The organism is Pseudomonas sp. LJDD11, assembly GCF_024584215.1.
GTDB lineage: Bacteria > Pseudomonadota > Gammaproteobacteria > Pseudomonadales > Pseudomonadaceae > Aquipseudomonas.
In genome coordinates this window covers 88,192-111,407 of sequence record NZ_JANJFL010000005.1, presented here as the reverse complement: position 1 = coordinate 111,407, position 23,216 = coordinate 88,192, and the positions used below count along the sequence as shown (strand labels likewise).

Annotated in this window: 24 protein-coding genes; 13 read left to right on the top strand and 11 right to left on the bottom strand. The window is 61.7% G+C overall.

Translation table 11 applies throughout. The annotated features are described in order from the left end of the window. Nucleotides 1-34: 34 nt before the first annotated feature. Nucleotides 35-295: a hypothetical protein gene (locus NRB16_RS08710; RefSeq protein ID WP_253140988.1), complete on the bottom strand. Its 261-nt coding sequence runs from the start codon at nucleotides 293-295 to the stop codon at nucleotides 35-37. A gap of 197 nt (nucleotides 296-492) precedes the next feature. Between NRB16_RS08710 and NRB16_RS08705 the strand changes: the two genes are divergently transcribed. The 3 genes from NRB16_RS08705 (at nucleotide 493) to NRB16_RS08695 (ending at nucleotide 4,327) form a co-directional block, all read left to right on the top strand. Continuing rightward, the gene (locus NRB16_RS08705; RefSeq protein ID WP_257105976.1) at nucleotides 493-1,551 is read left to right on the top strand and encodes a PA0069 family radical SAM protein; all 1,059 of its coding nucleotides are present in this window, start codon (nucleotides 493-495) and stop codon (nucleotides 1,549-1,551) included. A 308-nt stretch (nucleotides 1,552-1,859) separates the two neighbouring features. Further along, the gene (locus tag NRB16_RS08700) at nucleotides 1,860-2,582 is read left to right on the top strand and encodes a carbonic anhydrase (protein WP_045485199.1); all 723 of its coding nucleotides are present in this window, start codon (nucleotides 1,860-1,862) and stop codon (nucleotides 2,580-2,582) included. Nucleotides 2,583-2,776: 194 nt separating this feature from the next. Beyond that, nucleotides 2,777-4,327, top strand: coding sequence for a SulP family inorganic anion transporter (locus NRB16_RS08695; RefSeq protein ID WP_045485198.1), 1,551 nt, complete (start codon nucleotides 2,777-2,779; stop codon nucleotides 4,325-4,327). A 4-nt stretch (nucleotides 4,328-4,331) separates the two neighbouring features. Here NRB16_RS08695 and NRB16_RS08690 read toward each other — a convergent pair whose 3' ends face one another. Beyond that, on the bottom strand, nucleotides 4,332-4,994 hold the full coding sequence (locus NRB16_RS08690) for a hypothetical protein (protein WP_045485196.1): 663 nt from the start codon (nucleotides 4,992-4,994) through the stop codon (nucleotides 4,332-4,334). 455 nt (nucleotides 4,995-5,449) lie between these two features. Between NRB16_RS08690 and coxB the strand changes: the two genes are divergently transcribed. From coxB to NRB16_RS08670, 4 genes are all read left to right on the top strand, one after another. After that, nucleotides 5,450-6,574, top strand: a complete 1,125-nt coding sequence (gene coxB / locus NRB16_RS08685; protein WP_253140990.1) for a cytochrome c oxidase subunit II — start codon at nucleotides 5,450-5,452, stop codon at nucleotides 6,572-6,574. Nucleotides 6,575-6,709: 135 nt separating this feature from the next. Then, on the top strand, nucleotides 6,710-8,233 hold the full coding sequence (gene ctaD / locus NRB16_RS08680) for a cytochrome c oxidase subunit I (protein WP_257106020.1): 1,524 nt from the start codon (nucleotides 6,710-6,712) through the stop codon (nucleotides 8,231-8,233). Further along, nucleotides 8,230-8,787, top strand: a complete 558-nt coding sequence (locus tag NRB16_RS08675) for a cytochrome c oxidase assembly protein (protein ID WP_173426681.1) — start codon at nucleotides 8,230-8,232, stop codon at nucleotides 8,785-8,787. The genes ctaD and NRB16_RS08675 overlap by 4 nt, the downstream gene beginning before the upstream one ends. A 13-nt stretch (nucleotides 8,788-8,800) precedes the next feature. Continuing rightward, a complete protein-coding gene (locus tag NRB16_RS08670; protein ID WP_257105975.1) occupies nucleotides 8,801-9,688 on the top strand; it encodes a cytochrome c oxidase subunit 3 in 888 nt (295 codons plus the stop codon). A 70-nt stretch (nucleotides 9,689-9,758) separates the two neighbouring features. Here the strand turns inward: NRB16_RS08670 and NRB16_RS08665 are convergent, their stop codons facing one another. Beyond that, nucleotides 9,759-9,953 carry a twin transmembrane helix small protein gene (locus tag NRB16_RS08665; protein ID WP_257105974.1) on the bottom strand — a complete coding sequence of 65 codons (195 nt, stop codon included), beginning with the start codon at nucleotides 9,951-9,953 and terminating at the stop codon, nucleotides 9,759-9,761. Nucleotides 9,954-10,021: 68 nt separating this feature from the next. Here NRB16_RS08665 and NRB16_RS08660 point away from each other — a divergent pair, with 68 nt between their 5' ends. The 4 genes from NRB16_RS08660 to NRB16_RS08645 all read left to right on the top strand — a co-directional run bounded on the left by NRB16_RS08660 (nucleotide 10,022) and on the right by NRB16_RS08645 (nucleotide 12,984). Continuing rightward, a complete protein-coding gene (locus NRB16_RS08660) occupies nucleotides 10,022-10,732 on the top strand; it encodes an SURF1 family protein (RefSeq protein WP_045485181.1) in 711 nt (236 codons plus the stop codon). Then, the gene (locus NRB16_RS08655; protein WP_257105973.1) at nucleotides 10,729-11,262 is read left to right on the top strand and encodes a hypothetical protein; all 534 of its coding nucleotides are present in this window, start codon (nucleotides 10,729-10,731) and stop codon (nucleotides 11,260-11,262) included. The genes NRB16_RS08660 and NRB16_RS08655 overlap by 4 nt, the downstream gene beginning before the upstream one ends. 12 nt (nucleotides 11,263-11,274) lie before the next feature. Beyond that, on the top strand, nucleotides 11,275-12,252 hold the full coding sequence (locus NRB16_RS08650; protein ID WP_257105972.1) for a heme A synthase: 978 nt from the start codon (nucleotides 11,275-11,277) through the stop codon (nucleotides 12,250-12,252). A gap of 102 nt (nucleotides 12,253-12,354) precedes the next feature. Continuing rightward, entirely contained in the window at nucleotides 12,355-12,984 is a 630-nt protein-coding gene (locus NRB16_RS08645; RefSeq protein ID WP_045485176.1) for an SCO family protein, read from the top strand. Between the two features lie 105 nt (nucleotides 12,985-13,089). Here the strand turns inward: NRB16_RS08645 and NRB16_RS08640 are convergent, their stop codons facing one another. From NRB16_RS08640 to NRB16_RS08630, 3 genes are read right to left on the bottom strand one after another with little or no spacing between them, the layout of a single operon-like run. Next, entirely contained in the window at nucleotides 13,090-13,863 is a 774-nt protein-coding gene (locus NRB16_RS08640) for a MetQ/NlpA family ABC transporter substrate-binding protein (RefSeq protein ID WP_045485173.1), read from the bottom strand. A 54-nt stretch (nucleotides 13,864-13,917) separates the two neighbouring features. Then, nucleotides 13,918-14,592 carry a methionine ABC transporter permease gene (locus tag NRB16_RS08635; protein ID WP_045485170.1) on the bottom strand — a complete coding sequence of 225 codons (675 nt, stop codon included), beginning with the start codon at nucleotides 14,590-14,592 and terminating at the stop codon, nucleotides 13,918-13,920. Next, complete coding sequence (locus NRB16_RS08630) at nucleotides 14,592-15,599, bottom strand: methionine ABC transporter ATP-binding protein (RefSeq protein WP_045485167.1); 1,008 nt, start codon at nucleotides 15,597-15,599, stop codon at nucleotides 14,592-14,594. Before NRB16_RS08630 ends, NRB16_RS08635 begins: the two co-directional genes overlap by 1 nt. Nucleotides 15,600-15,910: 311 nt before the next feature. Here NRB16_RS08630 and katE point away from each other — a divergent pair, with 311 nt between their 5' ends. Beyond that, nucleotides 15,911-18,061, top strand: a complete 2,151-nt coding sequence (gene katE / locus NRB16_RS08625; protein ID WP_045485164.1) for a catalase HPII — start codon at nucleotides 15,911-15,913, stop codon at nucleotides 18,059-18,061. A 163-nt stretch (nucleotides 18,062-18,224) separates the two neighbouring features. On the opposite strand, the gene NRB16_RS08620 is transcribed toward katE, so the two are convergent. The 4 genes from NRB16_RS08620 to NRB16_RS08605 are packed head-to-tail and all read right to left on the bottom strand — an operon-like array spanning nucleotide 18,225 to nucleotide 21,039. Next, entirely contained in the window at nucleotides 18,225-18,941 is a 717-nt protein-coding gene (locus NRB16_RS08620) for a PA5502 family lipoprotein (protein ID WP_253113868.1), read from the bottom strand. 37 nt (nucleotides 18,942-18,978) lie between these two features. Beyond that, nucleotides 18,979-19,767, bottom strand: coding sequence for a zinc ABC transporter permease subunit ZnuB (gene znuB, locus NRB16_RS08615; protein ID WP_045485158.1), 789 nt, complete (start codon nucleotides 19,765-19,767; stop codon nucleotides 18,979-18,981). After that, the gene (znuC, locus tag NRB16_RS08610) at nucleotides 19,760-20,557 is read right to left on the bottom strand and encodes a zinc ABC transporter ATP-binding protein ZnuC (protein ID WP_045485155.1); all 798 of its coding nucleotides are present in this window, start codon (nucleotides 20,555-20,557) and stop codon (nucleotides 19,760-19,762) included. Before znuC ends, znuB begins: the two co-directional genes overlap by 8 nt. Then, nucleotides 20,557-21,039, bottom strand: coding sequence for a Fur family transcriptional regulator (locus tag NRB16_RS08605; protein WP_045485153.1), 483 nt, complete (start codon nucleotides 21,037-21,039; stop codon nucleotides 20,557-20,559). The genes znuC and NRB16_RS08605 overlap by 1 nt, the downstream gene beginning before the upstream one ends. 67 nt (nucleotides 21,040-21,106) lie before the next feature. Between NRB16_RS08605 and znuA the strand changes: the two genes are divergently transcribed. Continuing rightward, nucleotides 21,107-22,111, top strand: coding sequence for a zinc ABC transporter substrate-binding protein ZnuA (znuA, locus tag NRB16_RS08600; protein ID WP_373568443.1), 1,005 nt, complete (start codon nucleotides 21,107-21,109; stop codon nucleotides 22,109-22,111). A gap of 124 nt (nucleotides 22,112-22,235) precedes the next feature. Here the strand turns inward: znuA and NRB16_RS08595 are convergent, their stop codons facing one another. After that, complete coding sequence (locus tag NRB16_RS08595; RefSeq protein WP_045485150.1) at nucleotides 22,236-23,186, bottom strand: homoserine kinase; 951 nt, start codon at nucleotides 23,184-23,186, stop codon at nucleotides 22,236-22,238. Between the last annotated feature and the right edge of the window lie 30 nt (nucleotides 23,187-23,216).

The following is a 23,216-nucleotide window of genomic DNA, read 5'->3' as shown; positions in this document are numbered from 1 at the left end:
CCGTAGCCTGCAACCAGGCTCCGGAACCGTTGCCTCAGTAGCCCCTGCACTTCAGAAAGGCTCTGGCCAGGTCGTAAAGAACCTCGTCTGGCGGCATGTCGTAATCATCCTGGGAGCCATTCAAGTCTTCATCCCAGGCAGGCTTTTCAAATTCGTCCTCGCCGTCCGGCGATAAAACACGCGCCACGCTGACCGGTTCTGCCTCGGCGTCTTCGAAAAACTCGATCTGAATTTCAATGGCCCTGCCCCTTTGGACGGTGTAGGCAGTCAGGTGTATTTCGTAATTAGTGGCCATCATCCACCTCGCATCAATAAAGGATTGCGATGACTCGGGAACCGAGCAATAGCTGCCGGAGCACGGTAGCCCTCGTTTCAGGCCGGGTCTACTGACAGAAATGACAGCGAATCTGGCAGCCAGTGTTCTTGCCGACGGTTATGGCATCAGGCCGATATTGTTGTACTGTATATAAAAACAGTATCTGGGCAGCCCGCATGACTCTGACACCGGCAATCCGTGGCCGCGGCACGGCCAGTAATCCGCACAACCGGTTCGCGCCTCAGCGTTCGGTGGCCGAAGACGACGGCTGGTATCAGGAGGCGCCGCTGACTCAGGGCACTGAGGTGATCCATGAAACCGCCAAGAGCATCATTACCCGCAATACCTCGCCGGATATCCCTTTCGACCGCTCGATCAATCCTTATCGCGGCTGCGAGCATGGCTGCATCTATTGTTTCGCCCGGCCCAGCCATGCCTATTGGGACATGTCGCCGGGGCTGGACTTTGAAACGAAGCTGATCGCCAAGACCAATGCTGCGGCGCTGCTGGAGCAGCAGTTGTCCAAACCCGGTTATCGCTGTGCACCGATCAACCTGGGGGCCAACACCGACCCTTATCAGCCCATCGAGCGCGAGTACAAACTGACCCGCGCTACGCTCGAGGTGCTGCTGCGCTATCGGCACCCGGTGACCATCGTCACCAAGGGTTCGCTGATCTTGCGCGACCTCGACCTGCTCAGTGAGCTGGCCCGTCAGCGTCTGGTATCAGTGATGATCAGCCTTACCACTCAGGATGATGAACTCAAGCGCATTCTCGAGCCGCGCGCGGCGGCACCGGCGGCGCGTTTGCGGGCGATCCGGGTGTTGCGTGAGGCCGGCGTGCCGGTGGGCGTGTTGTGCGCGCCGATGATCCCGATGATCAACGACAGCGAGCTGGAAACCCTGATGCAGCAAGCCAGGGACGCCGGCGCGCTGAGTGCCAGCTACATCATGCTGCGTCTGCCGCTGGAGGTGGCGCCACTGTTCGAAGAGTGGCTGGCCAGCCATTACCCGCAACGCGCAGCGCATGTCATGAGCCTGATCCGCCAGAGCCGTAACGGTGCCAACAATGACAGCCGGTTCGGTTCGCGGATGCGCGGCGAAGGCCAGTTTGCCGAGCTGCTTTCAAAGCGCTACGCCCTCGCTGCCCGGCGTCTGGGGCTCAACGGGCGGGAAAGTTTTGCGCTGGACTGTGACTCTTTCTGCCCACCCGGTGGTCAGATGTCATTGCTATAGGCCAATAAAAAGATGGCACAAGGCTATTGACAAATTGTGTTTCATTAATGTTGCTTTAAGTTTCATTTAAGCTTTGATGGTTAGTCTGCAGCCCGGAGTGTCCCTTTGGCAGCGTGCAACGGAGCTGCGCGCATGAATCGAGCCGGGGGACTACTGCGCTATCCGAATGAAGCATGAAATCCACTTCAGGGTGCCTCTAAAAACGTAGGCGAGGCAGGCAACGCAGCGATGGCGCGCGTAGCGCCGTAGGCGCCCAGCCGGCAGGTAGTTTTTAGAGATGTCCTTCAATCCGCCAGAGAGGATGAGACATGAGTGACAAGGACAAACAACCGTCGGCCCCTTCCCAACCGGATGTGGAAACTGCCGAACAGGCCTTGCAACACATCGTGGATGGCTTCGTGCAATTTCGTCATGAGGTCTTCCCCCAGCAGGAAGAGTTGTTCAAGAAACTGGCCAATGCCCAACGGCCACGCGCCATGTTCATTACCTGCGCCGACTCGCGCATCGTGCCTGAACTGATTACCCAGAGCTCGCCAGGCGACCTGTTCGTGACCCGTAACGTCGGCAACGTGGTGCCGCCCTACGGTCAGATGAACGGTGGCGTATCGACTGCCATCGAATACGCGGTCATGGCCCTGGGCGTACAACACATCATCATCTGTGGTCACTCCGACTGCGGCGCCATGCGTGCAGTACTCAACCCGCACACGCTCGACAAGATGCCGACGGTCAAAGCCTGGCTGCGTCATGCCGAGGTGGCCCGCACGGTGGTTGAAGACAACTGCTCGTGCGGCGCCGAGCACGAGAGCATGGGCGTGCTGACCCAGGAAAACGTCATCGCCCAGTTGCAGCACCTGCGTACCCACCCTTCGGTTGCGTCCAAACTGGCCAGTGGTCAGTTGTCGATTCACGGCTGGGTGTACAGCATCGAAACCAGCGAAATTCTCGCCTATGACTCTGTGCTGGACCGCTTCCGCCCGCTTGACGGCGAAGCTCCGGTGCCGACAGCGACGCCCAAGGCGCGCTTCTAAGAGAGGCTTGCGATTGGCCGTCGTCTGACGGCCGACCGCTCAAGGCCTGACTTGCCACCGCGCCACGGCGCGGCGGACTTACCTTTCCTGCCCATGGTGGCGGCTGCGTTGTGAACGCGCCGTCAGGCATTGCCGTGTCTGAATGAATCGGTCGCGGTGGAACAATCACGTCTGTAGAAAATCGGAGAGTTGTCATGGATGCCACAGCCGCTAAAGGTACTTCATCGATCCAGTCTGTCTTGCCACGGGAGCTATTGGCTTCCGTGGTGGTGTTTCTCGTTGCCTTGCCGCTGTGCATGGGTATTGCCATCGCCTCGGGCATGCCCCCGGCCAAAGGCCTGATCACCGGTATCATCGGTGGTCTGGTGGTCGGCTTTCTGGCCGGCTCACCGCTGCAGGTCAGTGGCCCGGCGGCCGGGCTTGCGGTGCTGGTGTTCGAGCTGGTGCGCACGCATGGCATGGCCATGCTCGGTCCGATCCTGCTGCTGGCCGGTCTGCTGCAACTACTGGCCGGGCGCTTCAAGCTCGGTTGCTGGTTCCGCGTCACGGCACCGGCAGTGGTGTACGGCATGCTGGCCGGTATTGGTGTGTTGATCGTGCTATCGCAGATTCACGTGATGTTCGACAGCGGGCCCAAGCCTTCCGGGCTGGATAACCTGATCGGCTTCCCGACCACCCTGATGCAGGCCATTGGTCCTGGCAGCGGCATGCAGGCCGGCCTGCTCGGGCTGGGCACCATTGCGGTGATGTACGGCTGGGAAAAACTGCGTCCGCAATCGCTGCGCTTCGTACCCGGCGCGCTGCTCGGGGTCGGTATTGCCACGGCGGTCAGCCTGTACCTGGCGCTTGAGGTCAAGCGGGTTCAAGTGCCAGCGGATCTGACTGAAGCCATCGACTGGCTGCGGGTCGAAGACCTGGTCAATCTGGCTAACCCGTCAGTGCTGATTGCCGCCTTTGCCGTCGCCTTTATTGCCAGTGCCGAAACCCTGCTGTCCGCTGCGGCGGTGGACCGCATGCATAACGGTGTGCGTTCGGACTTCGACAAGGAGCTCAGCGCTCAGGGGGTGGGCAATATGCTCTGCGGCCTGGTCGGAGCCTTGCCGATGACCGGAGTGATCGTGCGCAGTTCGGCCAACGTGCAGGCCGGTGCCACCACCCGGATGTCGACGATCTTCCATGGCCTTTGGCTGCTGGCGTTTGTCTTGCTGTTGTCGAGTGTGCTGCAGAGCATTCCGGTGGCGAGCCTGGCAGGCGTGTTGGTATATACCGGCCTGAAGCTGGTAGACATGAAGGCGTTCCGTGGTCTGGGTCGTTATGGGCGGATGCCGATGTTCACCTATGCAGCCACGGCTGCGGCCATTATCTTCACTGACCTGTTGACCGGTGTGCTGGTCGGTTTCGCCCTGACCCTGGTCAAACTGGCCTTCAAGGCCGCGCGTCTGAAAATCAGCCTGGTGCCGCTCGATGGCGAGCAGGAACTGGAGTTGCGTCTGGTGGGTGCGGCAACCTTTCTCAAGGTGCCTGCGCTGACTCAAGTGTTGGGAAGTATCCCGCAGGGCAGCACGGTCCATGTGCCGCTGGGAAATCTGAACTACATCGATCACTCCTGCCTGGAGCTGCTCGAAGAGTGGGGCCGGGCCAATGCTGCCCAAGGGACGCGGTTGATCATCGAGCCGCGTGGTTTGAAGCGTCGCCTGGAAGGGCGAGTGCGCACCAATACCGGCGTCGGTGCCAGTACCGCCTGACTGATCAGTGCAGGGCGTTGGTCTGCAAGCCTTCCAGCTCCAGGACAACGCCCAGTTGCAGTGACAGGCACGGCCAGCGTTGCCAGGCCGCTTCGGTGCCCGGACTGGCGAGCCGCTCGCGATAGGCCTGTACCGACTTCTGGGCAAAGCTTTCCTCATTAAGCATTTCACGCACCGCATGGTGCACCGCTTCATCCAGCTGGTTGGCGAAGTTCTCGCCAATCAGTTGGTGGGCGATGACATTGGCCACTGTCGAGTCGGACGGGATCAACGGTCGGCCCAGGTAGCGGATATACAGATCGTTGACTTCCTCGACCAGCCGGTGCGCCAGGTAGGCCTCGTCCAGCAGGCTGTCCAGGCCTTCATGGCCGTTCATGATGGCCGGCGGGCTGGTAAAGAACTGCGATGCAATACGCAACACCGGTTTGATCTGCTCTTCTATTCCGGCTTCCTGCGCCACGCTGTGGGCGGCATCCAGCAAGTCCGGCACATGTTCTATGTACGCCGAGATGAAATTTTTCAGTACCGTGTGGGCATCGCCCTTGTCCAGAGCGATGGCGGGGTGAAGGCTGGGCAGTTGTTGTTCAAGTTGATGCAGCAGATGGCCTGTATCGGCTTCGTGTTGTTGGGCACGCTTAATCTGCTCACGCAATGCAGCAGTGTTCATTCATTCTCCTGAAGGCCTGGGACACTAATTTACTGTTTATAAAACGAGTAAAGAAAAAACGTTTCCGCATTGATCTTCGCTGCCTGCAAATGCTGGATTGAACGAAGTTTGACGAATTTTCCTACGCGTCAGGGATGACATACATTAGCGCGATTAAATTGGGATCCAAGATCGTTTTCGCATAAGAAATGGTTTTTTATATGGCTGAACGGTCAAAAAAAAGACCAGCCAGTCATCCAGACCTTTCTGACCACCCGCATCGTGGCTGCAACGGCGTGTCTATACTGCTGTTCAGGAAGCAGGTTGATGGTCCCAGGTGCTTTGCCGACGGCTGCATAAAGCGGCTGTAACGCTTGGTTTACAAGCCCTGAGCGACCCGAGTCCGTAGTCCGCTAGCCGCTCCCCGGCCGCAGGTATCTGTCTGCGCAGTTGTATGTGCCATGAGGGAAACCCCAATGACGTGTCATCCCCGGATGTGGATGGCCCTTTTGTGGTGGGCGACCAGCGGTCAGGTTTTTGCGGCATGGACCACCAATATGGCGCCCGGTGTCACGGGCGTCAGCCAGGCGGTCTACCAGCTGCACATGACCATCTTCTGGATCTGCGTGGTGATCGGCGTCGTGGTATTCGGCGCCATCGGCTGGAGTGTGTTCGCCTATCGCCGCTCACGTGGCCGCCAGGCCGCAGACTTTCATGAGAACACCCGGGTCGAGATCCTCTGGACCGTAGTGCCGCTGCTGATTCTGGTGGTGATGGCGATTCCGGCGACCCGCACGCTGATCGACATGTATGACGCCAGCGAGTCGCAGGTCGATATCCAGATCACCGGTTATCAGTGGAAGTGGCATTACAAATACCTGGGCCAGGACGTCGAGTTCTTCAGCAACCTGAACACCTCCGCTGAGCAGATCAACAACCGCGACGCCAAGAACCCGCATTACCTGCTGGAAGTCGATCAGCCGCTGGTCTTGCCGGTGGGGCAGAAGGTGCGCTTTCTGGTTACCGGCGCCGATGTCATTCACTCTTGGTGGGTGCCGGCCTTTGCCGTCAAGCGTGATGCCATTCCCGGCTTCATTCACGAAGCCTGGACGCGCATCGACAAGCCCGGCATCTATCGCGGCCAATGCACCGAGCTGTGCGGCAAGGACCACGGCTTCATGCCCGTGGTGGTCGACGCCCGGCCCCAGGCCGAGTTCCAGAGTTGGCTTGCCGAGCGCAAGCAGGAAAGCCTGCGGGTCAAGGCGCTGACCGACAAACAGTGGACCCGTGAGGAGCTGATCCAGAAAGGCGATGAGGTCTATCACAAGGTCTGCGTAGCCTGTCATCAGGCTGAGGGCCAGGGATTGCCGCCGGCGTTCCCGGCCCTCAAGGGCTCGAAAATTGCCACTGGGCCGATGGCTGAGCACCTGAATATTGTCTTCAACGGCAAACCGGGCACCGCCATGGCCGCGTTCGGCAAGCAACTGTCGGAAGTGGATATTGCCGCAGTAGTGACGTACGAGCGCAATGCCTGGGGCAATGCCCAGGGCGACATGCTGACCCCTAAAGAGGTGCTGGCCTTCAAGCAGGCCAGCCAATGATGCCACGCACCGTAGGAGCCGCCGGGCGGCGATCCGCTTTAGCGGCGAACGCTTCGCAGCTAAAGCTGCTCCTACAGGAGAGAAGCTTTGAGCACTGTACTTGACGGCTACAGCCACGGCCCGGCCAAGGGCTTGATGCGCTGGCTGCTGACCACCAACCACAAGGACATCGGCACCCTGTACCTGTGGTTCAGTTTCAGCATGTTCCTGCTTGGTGGCACCTTTGCCATGGTCATCCGCGCCGAGCTGTTCCAGCCGGGCCTGCAGATCGTCCAGCCGGAGTTTTTCAACCAGATGACCACCATGCACGGTCTGGTGATGGTCTTTGGCGCAGTGATGCCGGCTTTTGTCGGGCTGGCCAACTGGATGATCCCGCTGATGATCGGCGCGCCGGACATGGCCTTGCCACGGCTCAACAACTTCAGCTTCTGGCTGTTGCCGGCTGCGTTTCTGCTGTTGGTCTCGACCCTGTTCAGCCCCGGTGGCGGTCCCAATTTCGGCTGGACCTTCTACGCGCCGCTGTCGACCACCTACGCGCCGCCGAGCGTGACGTTCTTCATTTTTGCCATCCACCTGATGGGCATCAGTTCGATCATGGGCGCGATCAACGTCATCGCCACCATCCTCAACCTGCGCGCGCCGGGCATGACCCTGATGAAGATGCCGCTGTTCGTCTGGACCTGGCTGATCACGGCCTTTTTGCTGATTGCCGTCATGCCGGTGCTGGCCGGTTGCGTGACCATGATGCTGCTGGACATCCACTTCGGCACCAGCTTCTTCAATGCCGCTGGCGGTGGCGACCCGGTGCTGTTCCAGCATGTGTTCTGGTTTTTCGGTCATCCGGAGGTGTACATCATGATCCTGCCGGCCTTCGGCGCGATCAGCTCGATCATCCCGGCGTTTTCGCGCAAGCCGTTGTTCGGCTATACCTCCATGGTCTACGCCACAGCCTCAATCGCGCTGCTGTCGTTTCTGGTCTGGGCGCATCACATGTTTGTGGTGGGGATGCCGCTGATGGGGGAATTGTTCTTCATGTACGCCACCATGCTGATAGCCGTGCCAACCGGGGTGAAGGTGTTCAATTGGGTCAGCACCATGTGGCAGGGCTCACTGACTTTCGAGACGCCCATGCTGTTTGCCGTGGCCTTTGTGATTTTGTTCACCATCGGCGGCTTTTCAGGCCTGATGCTGGCCATCGCCCCGGCGGATTTTCAGTATCAGGACACCTATTTCGTGGTCGCGCACTTTCATTACGTGCTGGTGCCGGGGGCGATTTTTGGCATTTTTGCCTCGGCTTATTACTGGCTGCCCAAGTGGACCGGGCATATGTACGACGAAACCCTGGGCAAGCTGCATTTCTGGATGTCCTTCGTGGGCATGAACCTGGCGTTCTTCCCCATGCATTTCGTCGGCCTGGCCGGTATGCCGCGCCGGGTGCCGGACTACAACCTGCAATTTGCCAACTTCAACATGATCTCTTCGATAGGGGCCTTTACCTTCGGGGTGACCCAGTTGCTGTTTCTGTTCATCGTCATCAAGACCATCCGTGGCGGCACCCCTGCCCCGGCCAAACCCTGGGATGGTGCAGAAGGCCTGGAATGGAGCGTGCCGTCCCCGGCGCCCTATCACACCTTCAGCAGCCCGCCGGTGATCAAGTGAACACTGTCCGCTCTTCGCGTCGTCTGGTGCGCCGCCTGCTGGTGCTGGTGGTGGTCATGTTCGGCTTTGGTTTTGCCCTGGTGCCGTTTTACGAATTGATGTGCCAGGCCTTCGGCCTCAATGGCAAGACCGGCGGCCCGTATCGTGGCGAGCAAGTGGTCGATGACCAGCGTCTGGTACGGGTGCTGTTCGTTTCCAGCAATGCGGCGGGGATGAACTGGGCGTTTTATCCCAAAGCCAGTGAGTTGCGCGTTCATCCGGGCGCGGTCAACGAAATGATCTTCGTCGCCAGCAACCCCGACAGCAGGCCCATGACCGCCCAGGCAGTGCCCAGCGTGGCACCGGGGCGGGCGGCGGCCTGGTTTCACAAGACCGAGTGCTTTTGTTTTACCCAGCAGGTGTTGCAGCCGGGTGAGCGCATCGAAATGCCGGTGCGCTTCATCATCGACCGTGACCTGCCCGGCGAGGTGCAGCAGTTGACCCTGGCCTACACGCTGTTCGACATCACCGCCCGCCAGCCGCCGGTGGCGCATGTCGGCAAGGATGGCGGCTGAACGGGAGACACTGATGAGCGACCCACAGCATTACTACGTCCCGCCCCAGAGCAAGTGGCCGATCATTGCCACGCTGGCGCTGCTGATCAGCATGTACGGCCTGGGTAGCTGGATCAACGACCACAAGGCCGGCCAGCCCGACAGCCCTGGGCCGTGGATCTTGCTGGTCGGCGCCCTGCTGATCGGCTGGATGATGTACGGCTGGTTCGGCGCGGTCGTGCGCGAAAGCCGCGCCGGCCTGTATAGCGCTCAGCTGGACCGGTCGTTTCGCTGGGGTATGGGCTGGTTCATCTTTTCCGAGGTGATGTTCTTCGCCGCCTTCTTCGGCATGCTGTTTTATATCCGCTACTGGTCCGGCCCATGGCTGGGGGGCGAAGGGGCCAATGGCATTTCCAACATGCTCTGGCCCAATTTCCATTACCAGTGGCCGATGCTCGACACCCCCGACCCGAAACGCTACCCGGCGCCTGCGGGGGTCATTAACCCGTGGCAATTGCCGCTGCTCAATACCGTGCTGCTGGTCAGCTCCAGCGTGACCCTGACCCTGGCGCATCACGCCCTTAAACGCGATGCCCGGCGGCCTCTGAAGCTCTGGCTGGCGGCAACCCTGATGCTGGGCGGCGCTTTTTTGTTGTTCCAGGCGCTGGAGTACCTGCATGCCTACCATGAGCTGGGCCTGACCCTGGGCTCGGGTATCTACGGCGCGACGTTCTTTCTGCTTACCGGCTTTCATGGTGCCCACGTGACCATTGGCACCCTGATTCTGCTGGTGATGCTGCTGCGCATTGTGCGCGGGCACTTCGACAGCCAGCGCCAGTTCGGCTTCGAGGCGGCCAGTTGGTACTGGCATTTTGTGGATGTGGTGTGGATCGGTCTGTTTGTCTTCGTCTACGTCCTGTAGGAGCAGCTTTAGCTGCGAAGCCTTGGCGGCCAACGCCGAGCGCCGCCTGCTGTTCCTCCACGGTCAGTCGTTAGCCGGTGCCGATCTGGCCGCTATAAAAGCCCCAGGTGATCAGCGCCACGCTCAGTACCGCGAGTATTACCCGCAGGGTCAGGGCGCTGAGCAAGCGGGTCGAGGGTTGTTGGTCGCGGGTCAGAAACACCAGGCCGCAGAACAGGCTGACCAGCATCGCGGCCAGTGACATGACAATCGCAACTTTGAGCATCGCCACTCCAGGAGCAATCACATGCAATGGAGTATAGGAGCCGGTCCGCGGCTCCATGGGGGTAGCGGATGAGGCGCTTCGTTGCGCAGCCACTGCCGACCCTGGCGTTGATGCTGCTGCTGCCGTTGCTGATTGGCCTGGGGCTTTGGCAACTGCAGCGTGCCGAGCAAAAGACTGGCTTGCTGGCGGCTCACCAACGCCACCAAGGCATGCCACCCGCGCCGTTGCAGGCGGTGATGCAGGCAACCGACCCCGCCTGGCGCCGGGTAGCGCTGCACGGTCGGTTCGATGCCGGGCATAGCCTGTTGCTGGACAACAGCAGTCGCGATGGCCGGGCCGGCGTGGAGTTGCTTCAGCCATTTCTGGACGAGGGCAGTGGCCTGTGGGTATTGCTCAATCGTGGCTGGCTGCCCTGGCCGGATCGACGCATCGCACCGGCCTACAGCACCCCGCCAATGCCACTGAGTCTGCAGGCCTGGGTCTATGTGCCGCTGGGGCGGGGCTTTCAATTGCAGGCCGATGCGCTGAACGCAGACTGGCCACGGCTGGTGACGCAGGTCGACGGGCAGCGGCTATGGAATGAACTGGGCCGCGCCGGCTACCCCCATGAGCTGCGCCTGCTGCCGGGCATGGCGGCGTATCGGGCCGACTGGCCTGTGGTCAATCAGGCGCCGGCCAGCCACCGCGGCTATGCCGTGCAGTGGTTCAGCCTGGCCGCTGCGCTGGTCGGTTTGTACCTGTACCTGTGCTGCACGGTTGCCGCCCGGAGGCGATCATGAACGCCCGTCAGTCGGGACGCTGGCAGTTGCTGTTGCTGCTGGCTGGCTTCCTGCTGCCGATGCTGCTTGCCGCTGGCATGTATCGTTGGCAGTTCTGGCTGCCGGACAGTCGTACCTACCACGGGCAATTGCTCGGCACTGGCCAGTTGCGTGCCGATCTGGGCGTGCAGGCCTCTGAGACGCGCTGGCAACTGCTGGTCACCACTCCTGGCGCATGTGCAGAGGATTGTCGGCAACTGGTTTACCTGGCCCGGCAGATCCATACCGGGCTGGGCCGCGATGCCGGACGCGCCAGCCATGCGCTGGCCATGGGCGCCGGACCCGCAGAGGGGTTTGAGGATTACCCGCAGCTACGTCTTTTGCCCTTGAACCTACAGCGGTATCGCGCGCTGGCTCCGTCTGACGGGCGGCCTCGCCTCTGGATTGTCGACCCCCACGGCAATCTGGTGCTGCGCTACGACGCCGGGGTGCGTGGCCAGGATGTTCTGCGCGACCTGCGGCACCTGCTGAAACTGTCGAATATCGGCTGACTGGAGGCTGTCATGGCTGACCGCGGATTTCACCTGGCGCTGTTTGCGACGTTACTGGCCCTGCTGGTGTTGTTGCTGGGCGCCTGGACCCGCTTGACTCATGCCGGGCTTGGCTGCCCGGACTGGCCGGGTTGTTATGGATTTGCCACGGTGCCGTCCGGGGCGCTGCAACAGGCACTGGCGCAAAGCCGTTTCCCTCAGGCCGTACTGGAGGCCGATAAAGGCTGGTACGAAATGATCCATCGCTACGGCGCCGCCCTGCTCGGCCTGAGCATCGGCCTGCTGATGCTGCAGGCGTGGGCGCGTGGGCAAGGCTTGCGTTTGCCGCTGCTATTGCTGGGGCTGGTGATTGCCCAGGCGTTGCTGGGTATGTGGACCGTCACCCTCAGGCTGTGGCCGCCAGTGGTGACCCTGCATTTGCTCGGTGCCGTGGCGATTCTGGGCCTGCTGTTGGTGCTGACCCTGCGGTTGAGCGGCGTCGGTGCGCCGGTTATCCGGAGCAGCGTTTTACTGCGCGGCCTGGCACTGTTGGCGCTGATGCTGGCGGTGCTGCAGATAGGTCTTGGCGGCTGGGTCAGCACTCATTATGCCGCCCACGTCTGCCCCGACCTGCCGACCTGTCAGGGCCAATGGTGGCCGCCAAACGACTTTGCCGCAGGCTTTGACCTCAGCCTGCCAGTGGGGCCGAACTATCTGGGCGGTATGCTGGACGGTGAGGCTCGTACTGCGATTCATCTCGCTCATCGATTGGGCGCGCTGTTGCTTGGCCTGGTAGTGCTGGGCCTGGCCTGGCGGCTTGTGCGGGCGGGGTTGAGCGGGCTGGGGGCGGTGTTGCTGCTGCTGTTGCTGGCGCAACTGGGACTCGGTATGGGCAATGTGCTGCTGCAATTTCCGGTGTGGCTGGCCCTGGCCCACAGCGCCGGCGGCGCATTACTGATGCTGTGGCTGACGCTGGTCAACTACCGTCTGTGGCAGGCCGCTGGTGACTGATGAAGGTTGTGCCTGAGCGGCGCATGGGTCTAGGCTTGGCGTTTTCGTCCTGCTGTGCATGCTTCGGGCAGGCCGGACAGTGCAATCAATGGACCATCGACCATGACCCGAACCCAGAAAACCGTCTTCATCTCTGTTGCCATCGTGGCCGTGATTCTCGGCCTGATCGTACAGCGCGTGCTGTCCGGTCATGGGGGTGCCGATCAGGCGGCACTGGTTGACGCCGGGATCATCATGTTGCCGCAAAGCCGCCCGGTGCCGGCGCTGAAAATGACTGACCAGCACGGCGAGCCGGTGTCGATCGACCAGCTTAAAGACAAGTGGACCCTGGTGTTTTTTGGCTACACCTATTGCCCGGATATCTGCCCCGCCACGCTGGCGCAACTGCGCCAGATCAAGGCCGGCTTGACCGAAGAGCAGGCTGGCCGCCTGCGCGTAGTGTTGGTCAGTGTCGACCCCGAGCGTGATACCCCTGAGCAACTCAGGCAGTACCTGGAGTATTTCGACAAGAGCTTTATCGGCCTGCGCGCCTCGGTGGCGGACCTCAAGACCCTGTCCAGCGCCATGAGTATTCCGTTCATCCCGGCTGACACCAGTAAACCGGGCTACACCGTCGACCACAGCGGCAACCTCGCCCTGCTCGGCCCGGATGGCCGCCAGCGCGGCTTCATCCGTGCCCCGCTGAACGTCAAGAAGCTGAGTGAGCAACTGCCGGTGCTGCTCAAACCGTAGGAGCGAGCTTGCTCGCGAAGGCTATTTTCCAGGCGCAGCATTGGTGCTGGCCGTTCAATTGCTTTCGCGACCAAGGTCGCTCCTACAGGGGGTATGAGGCATTTATCAGAACGCTGGAACCACAGCGCCTTTGTACTTCTCGGCAATGAATGCCTTCACTTCAGGGCTGGTCAGGGCAGCGGCCAGCTTCTGCAGTGCCTGGGAGTCCTTGTTGTCCGGACGTGCCACCAGCAGGTTGGCGTAAGGCGATTCAGCGCCTTCGATCACCAGCGCATCCTTGGTCGGGTCCAGTTTGGCGCCCAGCGCGTAGTTGGTGTTGATCAGCGCCAGATCGACCTGGGTCAGCACGCGAGGCAGGGTCGCCGCTTCCAGCTCACGGAACTTCAGATTTTTCGGGTTAGTGGCCACGTCTTTCGGAGTCGCCAGGATGCTGCTCGGGTCTTTCAGGGTGATCAGACCGGCCTTGGCCAGCAGCAGGAAGGCACGACCTTCGTTGGTGGCATCGTTCGGCAGGGCTACCGTGGCGCCGTTGGGCAGGTCTTCAAGCTTCTTGAACTTCTCGGAGTAGGCACCGAACGGCTCAACGTGGATCTTGGCTACGCTGACCAGGTTGGTGCCCTTGCCCTTGTTGAACTCATCCAGATACGGCTGGTGCTGGAAGAAGTTGGCGTCCAGACGCTTCTCGGCGACTTGCACGTTCGGCTGGATATAGTCGGTGAACACCTTGATCTTCAGGTCCACGCCTTCTTTGGCCAGCGTCGGTTTGACGAACTCCAGCAACTCGGCTTGCGGAACGGCCGTGGCGGCGATGCTCAGGGTTTCGGCAGCCTGGGCCGACAGTGCGGTCATGGCGGCGAATGCGACGACTAGTTTTTTCATGCAACAACTCCTTTTAACGGCCCGCGTCCGGCGGGCCACAGCCAACGGATGCAATTAACGGTGTGAAAAAAACGCGACCAGCCTGTCGCCGACGGTTTGCAGGATCTGCACCAGCACCAGCAGCAAGACCACCGTGACAAACATCACATCATTCTGGAAGCGCTGGTAACCATAGCGGATCGCCAGGTCGCCGAGGCCGCCGGCGCCCACTGCACCGGCCATGGCGGTGAACGACACCAAGGCAATGGCGGTGACGGTGATCGCCGCGATGATGCCGGGACGGGCCTCGGGCAGCAGCGCGTTGAGGATGATCTGGCGGGTGGTGGCGCCCATCGCCTGGGTGGCTTCGATGATGCCTTTGTCGACCTCGCGCAGCGCGGTTTCCACCAGCCGGGCAAAGAACGGTGTGGCCCCGGCGATCAGCGGCGGCAGGGTGCCGAGGATCCCCAGCGAGGTGCCGGTGATGATCTGGGTCAGCGGCATCATCACGATCAGCAGGATGATGAACGGCAAGGCGCGCAGCATGTTCACGATCAGCCCGACCGTGGCGTACAGCGGCTTGTTCTCCAGCAACTGGCGCGGCGAGGTGAGAAACATCAGCACGCCCAGCGGCAGGCCGAACAGCACAGTAAAGGCCAGGGACACGCCGAGCATGATCAGGGTATCGCCGCTGGCGACCCAGATCTCGTACCAGTCGACGTTGGAAAACAGTTCAAGGAAAGCGTCCATCAGCGCAGGACCTCCATATGGACATCAGCGGCGCTGAAGCGGGCGAAGGCGGCGTCCACGTCGCCGCCGGTGATGGCCAGGGTCAACTGGCCGTAAGGGATATCCTTGATGCGGTCGATACGCCCGGCCAGGATGCTGTAGTCGACCCCGGTTTCGCGGGCGACGGTGCCCAGCAGTGGCGCGTAGGTGGCTTCACCCTGAAACGTCAGGCGCACGATGCGGCCCTGGACATGGGCGAAGTCTTCGCGCTGCTCGTTCTCGTCGAGTTGCTCGTCTTCCTGGACGAAGCGCCGGGTGGTCGGATGCTGCGGGTGCAGGAACACGTCGGCGACCCTGCCCTGCTCGACAATCACCCCGGCGTCCATCACCGCGACCTGGTCACAGACCCGGCGGATCACATCCATCTCGTGGGTGATCAGCACGATGGTCAGTTTCAGCTCGCGATTGATCTCGGCCAGCAGTTGCAGAACCTGAGCGGTGGTCTGTGGGTCGAGGGCACTGGTGGCTTCGTCACACAGCAGGATTTTGGGCCGGGTTGCCAGGGCGCGGGCGATACCGACGCGCTGCTTCTGGCCACCGGATAACTGCGACGGGTATTTCTGCGCATGGGCGCTCAGGCCGACCCGCTCCAGCAGCTCGGCAACGCGCTGGTCGATCTGCTCGCGGGACATAGTGCCGGCCAGGCTCAGCGGCATGCCGACGTTGTCGGCCACGGTCTTGGACGACAGCAGGTTGAAGTGCTGGAAGATCATCCCGACCTGCTGGCGAAAGCGCCGCAGATCGTGGGTGTCCAGTGCAGTCACGTCTTCACCGTCGACCAGAATACGGCCGCCGGTGGGATTTTCCAGGCGATTGATCAGGCGCAGCAAGGTGCTTTTGCCTGCACCGGAATGGCCGATCAGGCCGTAGACCTGGCCTGCTTCGATGCGCAGGCTGGTGGGGTGCAGGGCGGGGATGTCCTTGCCGGCGACGCGGTAGGTTTTCTGGACGTCAAGAAACTCGATCACTAACCGAACCTTTTGGGGCGAACCTTTATGGCGAACCTTGTGGGAGCGCGTTGAAAGTCAGCGCAGTGGCAGGGCGCACACTGGCCTGGCGAGCCGGGCTGGATAAGCCGGGCGCGCATTTTAGCCTGTCTATGCCGAGCTGCTTAGCATTTATTTGTCGGCCAGGCTGCGCAATGGCTATAACGCGACCGGCGGGGATATTGCCGGTGAAATTCTCTGAACGTCGCTTTATAGCCTCGGTCACTCCTTCAATACCGTGATGTTCATTCAACAGGCCCGGCAGGGCCGGAACTGACGAGGAGTAGTACCTGATGGCCAAGAAGACAGACGTGCCTGCCACCCCGGCCGCTAAAAGCGAGCTGGCCGGCACCGATACCCTGGACCGCGGCAACAGCAATGCCAAACTCGATGCGCTGGAGGCCTTTCGCTCGGATGCCACCGGCCAGGCGCTGCGTACCAACCAGGGGGTGAAGATCGCTGACAACCAGAACAGCCTCAAGGCCGGCAAGCGCGGGCCGACGCTGCTCGAAGATTTCATCATGCGCGAGAAGATCACGCATTTTGACCATGAGCGTATCCCGGAGCGCATTGTCCACGCCCGTGGCACCGCCGCTCACGGTTACTTCCAGAGTTACGATGACCACGCCACGCTGTCGAAGGCCGGTTTTCTGCGCGACCCCGGCAAGAAGACCCCGGTGTTCGTACGCTTCTCTACCGTACAGGGGCCACGCGGTTCCGGTGATACGGTGCGCGATGTACGCGGCTTTGCCGTGAAGTTCTATACCGATGAAGGCAACTTCGATCTGGTCGGCAACAACGTGCCGGTGTTTTTCATTCAGGATGCGATCAAGTTTCCGGACTTCGTGCATGCGGTCAAACCCGAGCCGCATAACGAGATTCCTACCGGCGGCTCGGCCCATGACACGTTCTGGGACTTTGTTTCTCTGGTGCCGGAGACCAGCCATGCGGTGATCTGGGCGATGTCCGACCGGGCCATCCCGAAAAGCCTGCGCACCATCCAGGGCTTTGGCGTGCACACCTTTCGCCTGATCAACACCGAAGGCAAGGCCAGCTTCGTCAAATTTCACTGGAAGCCCAAGTACGGCGTGTGCTCGCTGGTCTGGGACGAAGCGCAGAAGCTGGCCGGTAAAGACACCGACTTCCACCGCCGTGACCTCTGGGAGTCGATTGAAGCGGGCGACTACCCGGAGTGGGAGTTGGGCGTGCAGATCGTGGCTGAAGACGACGAGCACAACTTCGACTTCGACCTGCTCGACCCGACCAAGATCATTCCCGAAGAGTTGGTGCCGGTCACGCCGCTGGGCAAGATGGTGCTGGACCGTAACCCGGACAATTTCTTTGCCGAGACCGAGCAGGTCGCCTTCTGCCCTGGGCATATCGTGCCGGGCATCGACTTTTCCAATGACCCGCTGCTGCAGGGCCGGTTGTTCTCCTACACCGATACCCAGATCAGCCGCCTGGGCGGGCCGAACTTCCACGAGATCCCGATCAACCGCCCGGTTGCGCCGAACCACAACAACCAGCGTGATGCCCAGCATCGCACCACCCTCGACAAGGGCCGCGCCTCCTATCAGCCCAACTCGATTGACGGTGAGTGGCCACGCGAGACCCCGGCCGGTCCAGAGAATGGCGGGTTCGAGAGCTATCAGGAACGCATCGAGGCGCACAAGGTGCGTGAGCGCAGCGAGTCGTTCAGCGACCACTTCTCCCAGGCCACGCTGTTTTTCAACAGCATGAGCGAGCACGAGAAAGAACACATCATTGCGGCCTACAGCTTTGAGTTGGGCAAGGTCGAGCGGGTGTTTATCCGGGAGCGGGTGCTCAATGAAATTCTCGCCAATATCGACCTGACCCTGGCTGCTCGGGTAGCGAAAAACCTCGGTTTGCCTGCCCCCAAGACTCGTACTGCACAGGAGTACCAGCAGGCCATCAAAGAGTCCCCGGCGCTGAGCCAGGTCAACCTGCTGTCAGGTGATATCGCTTCGCGCAAGGTTGCGGTGCTGGTGGCCGATGGCGTCAATGGCAAGGATGTCGAAAAGCTCAAGGCTGCGCTGAGCGCCCGCGGCGCGCATACCAAGGTGCTGGGGCCGACCTCTGCGCCGGTGACTACCGCCGATGGCAAGACCCTGCAAGTCGACGCTTCGGCTGAAGGTCTGCCGTCAGTGGCGTTCGATGCGGTGTTCGTGCCGGGCGGTGCGGACTCGGTCAAGGCATTGAGCACGGACGGCGTTGCCCTGCACTTCATTCTCGAAGCCTACAAGCACCTCAAGGCCATTGCCGTCGCTGGCGAGGCCAAGACGCTGCTGAGCCAGTTGCGGCTGGATGAAGATGCCGGGTTGCTGGAAGTGTCGGACAGCTCGTCCACCGAGGCGTTCTTTGACGCGATTGCCCAGCACCGGGTCTGGGCGCGTGAGCCGAAAGCCAAGGCGGTACCGGCTTGATTGAGACCTGTCTGTAGAGCTAATGCCGATCAGTTAAGCGATAAGTGGCTCTGGCTCGGTATTCGTGGGAGGAGCCGACCGGCTCCTCCCGCAGGACTAAGTCGGTCTTGACTGATCGGCAATGGTCCTGCGGGTATGGAGTGTTCGACGGGACCCGTTGGGCTCAGAGCCCGGCGGGGCTGAGGATAATCTGGGCCGGTTGCTTGCGTTCGATCTGGCGACGCAGGTCCAGTTCAAAGCTCGGGTTGAGCTTGTTGACCCGCTTGCTGACCAGATCGGCCAGCCATGGGTAGTCGTCGGTCCGCGGCACCTGAATCAACACGTCACAGTTGAAGCTCACTACATCGGCGGCAATGGCATCGAGTTGCCGGCGCATTTGCGCGATATCGGTGGTTTCGAGCTGGATACGGGTATGCGGCACGCTCGGGTCGATGAGCTTGGCGATACGCCTGGCTTCGGCGGCCTTCAGCTCAGCTTCAGCCTGGTCCAGTTCGGCCTTGCGCGCTTCGGCAATGGCGCCGTTGACGCCGCTGGTCAACGCGGGGGCCTTGGGCATCAATGCGCGGGCACGGCTCAGTGCCGTGGCAGCACCATTGACGTCACCTTTTTGCAGGCTGATCTGGCTGCGGCTCAGGTAGGCCTCGGCCAACTGGCGTTGCAGCGGGTCCAGGCGCGGGTCGGCAGCGTCAGCGCCCTGCAGCGTGGCCAACTGGTCTTCGGCGGTCGCCAGTTCGTTGCCTTTGATGCTCTGCTCAAGCAGCGCAAAGCCGTCCGGCCGGGCTTCGGGCTCGGCAGGTTGAGGTGGCGGCGCGCTCTGGCAGGCCCCCAGCAACAGGGCGAATGCGGCAAGCAGCAGATAGCGGGAGGCGGGCAGCTTCATTTCTGCGGTTCTCTATTTGCGCAAAAAACGAGCAAGTCTACACCGCCCGCTTGGGGAGAACAAAGCTGAGCAGAAACAGCGCGCAGGCACAGACCACGATCGAGGGGCCGGCCGGGGTATCCTTGAGCCATGACAGCGACAGCCCACCACCCACCGCCACCACGCCCAGCACGCTGGCGCCCAGCGCCATCTGCTCTGGCGAGCGGGCGTGACGCTGTGCCGCAGCCGCCGGGATGATCAGCAGCGAAGTAATCAGCAGCACACCGACGATTTTCATTGCCACGGCAATCACCACGGCAATCAACAGCATCATGGTCATGCGCAGAGTGGTGACCGGCAGGCCTTCGACCCGCGCCAGTTCCTCGTGTACGGTCACTGCCAGCAGTGGCCGCCACAGCGCCAGGATCAACACCATGACCAATGCGCTGCCGCCGAGAATCCAGGCCAGGTCGGTGGGGCTGATCGCCAACAGGTCACCGAACAGATAGGCCATCAGGTCGATCCGTACTTCGTGCATGAAGCTCAGTACCACCAGGCCCAGCGACAGGGTACTGGGCGCCAGAATGCCCAGCAGGGTGTCGGAGGCCAGCGGCTGGCGCTGTTGCAGGGTCACCAGCAGGATCGCCAGCAACAGGCAGCCGACGGTGACCGCCACGGTCGGGCTGATGTCCAGCAGAAACCCCAGAGCCACACCCAGCAATGCAGCGTGGGACAGCGTGTCGCCGAAATAGGCCATGCGCCGCCAGACCACGAATGAGCCTAGCGGGCCTGCTACCAGAGCCAGAGCAATACCGGCGAGCAGGGCATACAACAGAAAATCAGCCATGCTTGCAGCCGTCTCCGTGAACATGAGGTTTGAAGCGCAGGGGTTGGGGTTCGGCGTCGTTCACCACTTCGCCATGCAGGTCGTGGGCGTGATCATGGTGGTGGTGATAGATCGCCAGGCTCGGCGCATTCTGGCCGAACAGCTCGACAAAGGCCGGGTCGGTGCTGACCTGCTCGGGGTGCCCTGAGCAACACACATGGCGGTTCAGGCACACCACCTGATCGGTGGTGCTCATCACCAGATGCAGATCATGAGAGACCATCAGCACGCCGCAACCGTGGCGGTCGCGCAGCCGGGTAATCAGGCTGTACAGCTCGGCCTGGCCCGCGACATCGACGCCCTGTACCGGTTCGTCGAGCACCAGCAGCTCGGGCTCGCGCAGCAGCGCCCGGGCCAGCAGCACACGCTGCATCTCGCCACCGGAAATGCCCTGCAACGGGCTGTCGATGACCTTGCCGGCGCCGACCTCTTCCAGCGCGGCCATGGCCTTGGCCCGGTCGACCCCCGGCACCAGGCGCAGAAAGCGCAGCACCGACAGTGGCAGGGTCTGGTCGACATGGAGCTTTTGCGGCATGTAGCCGACGCGCAGTTTCGGCTTGCGCCAGACCCGCCCGGAGGTCGGGTTCAACAGGCCGAGCACGGCACGCACCAGCGTGGTCTTGCCGGCGCCGTTGGGGCCGATCAGGGTGACGATCTCACCGGCGCTGACGCTCAGGCCGATATTGTCCAGAACGTTCTGCCCGGACAGGGTGACCGCCACCTGTTCCAGGCTGATCAGCGGGGTGCTCATCAGGCCGCCTTGCAGCCGGCGCACACGCCGACGATTTCGATGGTCTGGCCTTCGGCGGCAAAGCCGACTTCATTGGCCGCGTTGATCACCGCATCGCTGATGGTCTGGTGTTGCAGTTCGATGGCTGCGTGGCACTTGCGGCAGATCAGAAACTGGCCCTGGTGGGCATGCGCCGGATGATTGCAGCCGGTGAAGGCGTTGAGCGAGGCGATGCGGTGCACCAGGCCGTTTTCCAGCAGAAAATCCAGCGCGCGATACACGGTGGGCGGTGCGGCACGGCGGCCGTCGGCTTCGCTGAGTACGCCGAGGATGTCGTAGGCACCCAGCGGCTTATGGCTTTGCCAGACCAGTTCAAGCACGCGGCGGCGCAAGGCGGTAAGGCGCAAGCCTTTGCTGGCACACAGGGCATCGGCTTCGCTGAGGGCTGAATGCACGCAGTGAGAGTGATCGTGAGGGCGGCTGGCCAGAGGTGTAATAGGCATGGGCGGCGACGATATTGGCTGGAGACGTTATTATGTTACCCGTTCCTGCCCGATATGAGTGTTTCTCGTGCGTCGACTTTTTACGCTTTTCGTCGTTCTGGCTGCCGGTTTGACCGCTGCCATCCCTGCCCAGGCGGCTCCGGCCGCGGCTGAAATCAAGGTCCTGACCAGCATCAAACCGCTGCAATTGATTGCCGCCGCGGTCCAGGATGGCGTTGGCAGCCCTGAAGTGCTGCTGCCGCCCGGTGCTTCACCGCACCACTATGCCTTGCGCCCATCCGACGTACGGCGGGTCGCCGATGTCGACCTGCTCTACTGGATCGGTCCCGATATGGAAGGCTTTCTGCCCCGCGTGCTGCAAAACCGCAGCCGTCCAGCCGTTGCCGTGCAGGGGCTGGCGGGCATGAGCCTGCGCCACTTCGGTGAAGATCAGGCCTCGCATGACGATCATGACCACGATGCGCATGACGGCCATGATCATGCTGCACACGATCATGGCGACCATGATGCAGACCCCGGCTACGAAGAACATGACCACGACCACCGCCCCGGCAGCCTCGACTCGCACCTGTGGCTGTCGACGGTCAACGCCCGGGTGATCGCAGCGAAAATGGCCGCCGACCTCAGCACTGCCGACCCGGCCAACGCGGCGCGTTATGCCAGCAACGCTCAGGCGTTCAGCAAGCGTCTGGACGCCCTTGATGCACGAATCAAGACGCGGGTCAGCACGATTGGCAACAAGCCCTGGTTCGTGTTCCACGAGGCCTACGACTACTTCGAACAGGCCTACGGCCTCAAACACACCGGCGTATTCAGTGTCGCCAGTGAAGTACAGCCCGGCGCCAGACACGTTGCCGCGATGCGTGAGCGCTTGAAGGAGTCGGGCAAGACCTGCGTTTTCAGCGAGCCGCCACTGCGGCCGAAACTGGCCGAAACCCTGAGCGCCGGCCTGCCGGTCAAGCTGGCCGAACTCGACGCCTTGGGCGGCTACACCCCGGCCACCGCCAATGGCTACGAACAGCTGCTGGAAAAAATCGCCAACGATCTGGCCGGCTGCCTGGAAAGTCTCTGACCGGGCTGGTGGGCGTGTGTGGGTACGCGTAGGAGCGGCTTCAGCCGCGAATGCTTCCTGGCGATGCTTCGCCGCTAAAGCGGCTCCTACGAGGTTCTGCGTTCGCGCGGCACCGAGTGATCTTTTACAGCGCAAACGGCAACGGCAGATTTACTTCCTGACGCTGCGCCAGACGCTTTTCAAACTCCGCCGGATCATGAATCAGCACGTCCTGGCCAGCAAACGCCTCGGCAGCGATCAACCGCGACAGCCAGAAGCGCACACAGGCAATGCGCAGCATCACCGGCCATAACGTGGCCTCGGCAGCGGTGAACGGGCGCAGCGCGGCGTAGGCACCCAAAAAAGCCTTGGCCCGCAGCGGGTCAAGAGCGCCGTCTTCCTCAGAGCACCAGTCGTTCAACGCAATCGCCAGGTCATACAGCATCGGCCCGGAACACGCGTTGTAGAAGTCGATCACCCCCGTCAGGTGGGTGCCTTCGAACATTGCGTTGTCACGGAACAGGTCAGCGTGCAGGTTGGCGCGCGGCAGGTCGAGAATGGCCTGGAAGTGCTGGTCGATCTCTTGCAGGGTCTTGTCCAGCAACGCGGCCTGTTCGGCACTCAGGTGCGAGAGGAAGTTGCGCCCTTCATCCAGCATCCAGCTCAGGCCCCGGTCGGTCTTGCGCTCCAGCACCTTGTCGCGGGTTGCCAGGTGCACGCGTGCCTGCAATTGGCCGATTGCCACGCAATGCTGGGTATTGGGTTGCTTGATGTGCTTGCCGGCCAGGCGCGGTTGCAGCAGCGCCGGCTTGCCTTTGAGCTCACGCAGCGCCTGGCCGTCGGTGGTGCGCATGGCATAGGGCACCGGCAGGTTGGCGGCGTGCAGTACGTCGAGCAGTTCGATGAAAAACGGCATCTCCTGCACCGGACCGCGCTCGACCAGGGTCAGGACGAACTCGCCCTGCTCCAGGCTGATGAAGTAGTTGGTGTTCTCGCTACCGGCAGCAATGCCCTGATAGTCAAGCAGGCGGCCGAGCCCGTAGGCGCAGAGAAAGGTTTCCAGCTCGGGCCGGGCCAGGGGGGTAAAGACGGACATATCAGGGACTGCCAGCTCAAATAGTGATAG

Excerpts from the sequence above, each read along its gene's own strand:
- NRB16_RS08645 (WP_045485176.1), top strand. The coding sequence starts at position 12,355 with ATGACCCGAACCCAGAAAACCGTCTTCATCTCTGTTGCCATCGTGGCC.
- NRB16_RS08595 (WP_045485150.1), bottom strand. The coding sequence starts at position 23,186 with ATGTCCGTCTTTACCCCCCTGGCCCGGCCCGAGCTGGAAACCTTTCTC.
- NRB16_RS08665 (WP_257105974.1), bottom strand. The coding sequence starts at position 9,953 with ATGCTCAAAGTTGCGATTGTCATGTCACTGGCCGCGATGCTGGTCAGC.
- katE (WP_045485164.1), top strand. The coding sequence starts at position 15,911 with ATGGCCAAGAAGACAGACGTGCCTGCCACCCCGGCCGCTAAAAGCGAG.
- NRB16_RS08635 (WP_045485170.1), bottom strand. The coding sequence starts at position 14,592 with ATGGACGCTTTCCTTGAACTGTTTTCCAACGTCGACTGGTACGAGATC.
- NRB16_RS08700 (WP_045485199.1), top strand. The coding sequence starts at position 1,860 with ATGAGTGACAAGGACAAACAACCGTCGGCCCCTTCCCAACCGGATGTG.
- NRB16_RS08640 (WP_045485173.1), bottom strand. The coding sequence starts at position 13,863 with ATGAAAAAACTAGTCGTCGCATTCGCCGCCATGACCGCACTGTCGGCC.
- NRB16_RS08695 (WP_045485198.1), top strand. The coding sequence starts at position 2,777 with ATGGATGCCACAGCCGCTAAAGGTACTTCATCGATCCAGTCTGTCTTG.
- coxB (WP_253140990.1), top strand. The coding sequence starts at position 5,450 with ATGACGTGTCATCCCCGGATGTGGATGGCCCTTTTGTGGTGGGCGACC.
- znuC (WP_045485155.1), bottom strand. The coding sequence starts at position 20,557 with ATGAGCACCCCGCTGATCAGCCTGGAACAGGTGGCGGTCACCCTGTCC.
- NRB16_RS08690 (WP_045485196.1), bottom strand. The coding sequence starts at position 4,994 with ATGAACACTGCTGCATTGCGTGAGCAGATTAAGCGTGCCCAACAACAC.
- NRB16_RS08620 (WP_253113868.1), bottom strand. The coding sequence starts at position 18,941 with ATGAAGCTGCCCGCCTCCCGCTATCTGCTGCTTGCCGCATTCGCCCTG.
- NRB16_RS08705 (WP_257105976.1), top strand. The coding sequence starts at position 493 with ATGACTCTGACACCGGCAATCCGTGGCCGCGGCACGGCCAGTAATCCG.
- NRB16_RS08710 (WP_253140988.1), bottom strand. The coding sequence starts at position 295 with ATGGCCACTAATTACGAAATACACCTGACTGCCTACACCGTCCAAAGG.
- NRB16_RS08655 (WP_257105973.1), top strand. The coding sequence starts at position 10,729 with ATGAACGCCCGTCAGTCGGGACGCTGGCAGTTGCTGTTGCTGCTGGCT.
- NRB16_RS08660 (WP_045485181.1), top strand. The coding sequence starts at position 10,022 with ATGAGGCGCTTCGTTGCGCAGCCACTGCCGACCCTGGCGTTGATGCTG.
- NRB16_RS08605 (WP_045485153.1), bottom strand. The coding sequence starts at position 21,039 with ATGCCTATTACACCTCTGGCCAGCCGCCCTCACGATCACTCTCACTGC.
- NRB16_RS08650 (WP_257105972.1), top strand. The coding sequence starts at position 11,275 with ATGGCTGACCGCGGATTTCACCTGGCGCTGTTTGCGACGTTACTGGCC.
- znuB (WP_045485158.1), bottom strand. The coding sequence starts at position 19,767 with ATGGCTGATTTTCTGTTGTATGCCCTGCTCGCCGGTATTGCTCTGGCT.
- NRB16_RS08670 (WP_257105975.1), top strand. The coding sequence starts at position 8,801 with ATGAGCGACCCACAGCATTACTACGTCCCGCCCCAGAGCAAGTGGCCG.
- ctaD (WP_257106020.1), top strand. The coding sequence starts at position 6,710 with ATGCGCTGGCTGCTGACCACCAACCACAAGGACATCGGCACCCTGTAC.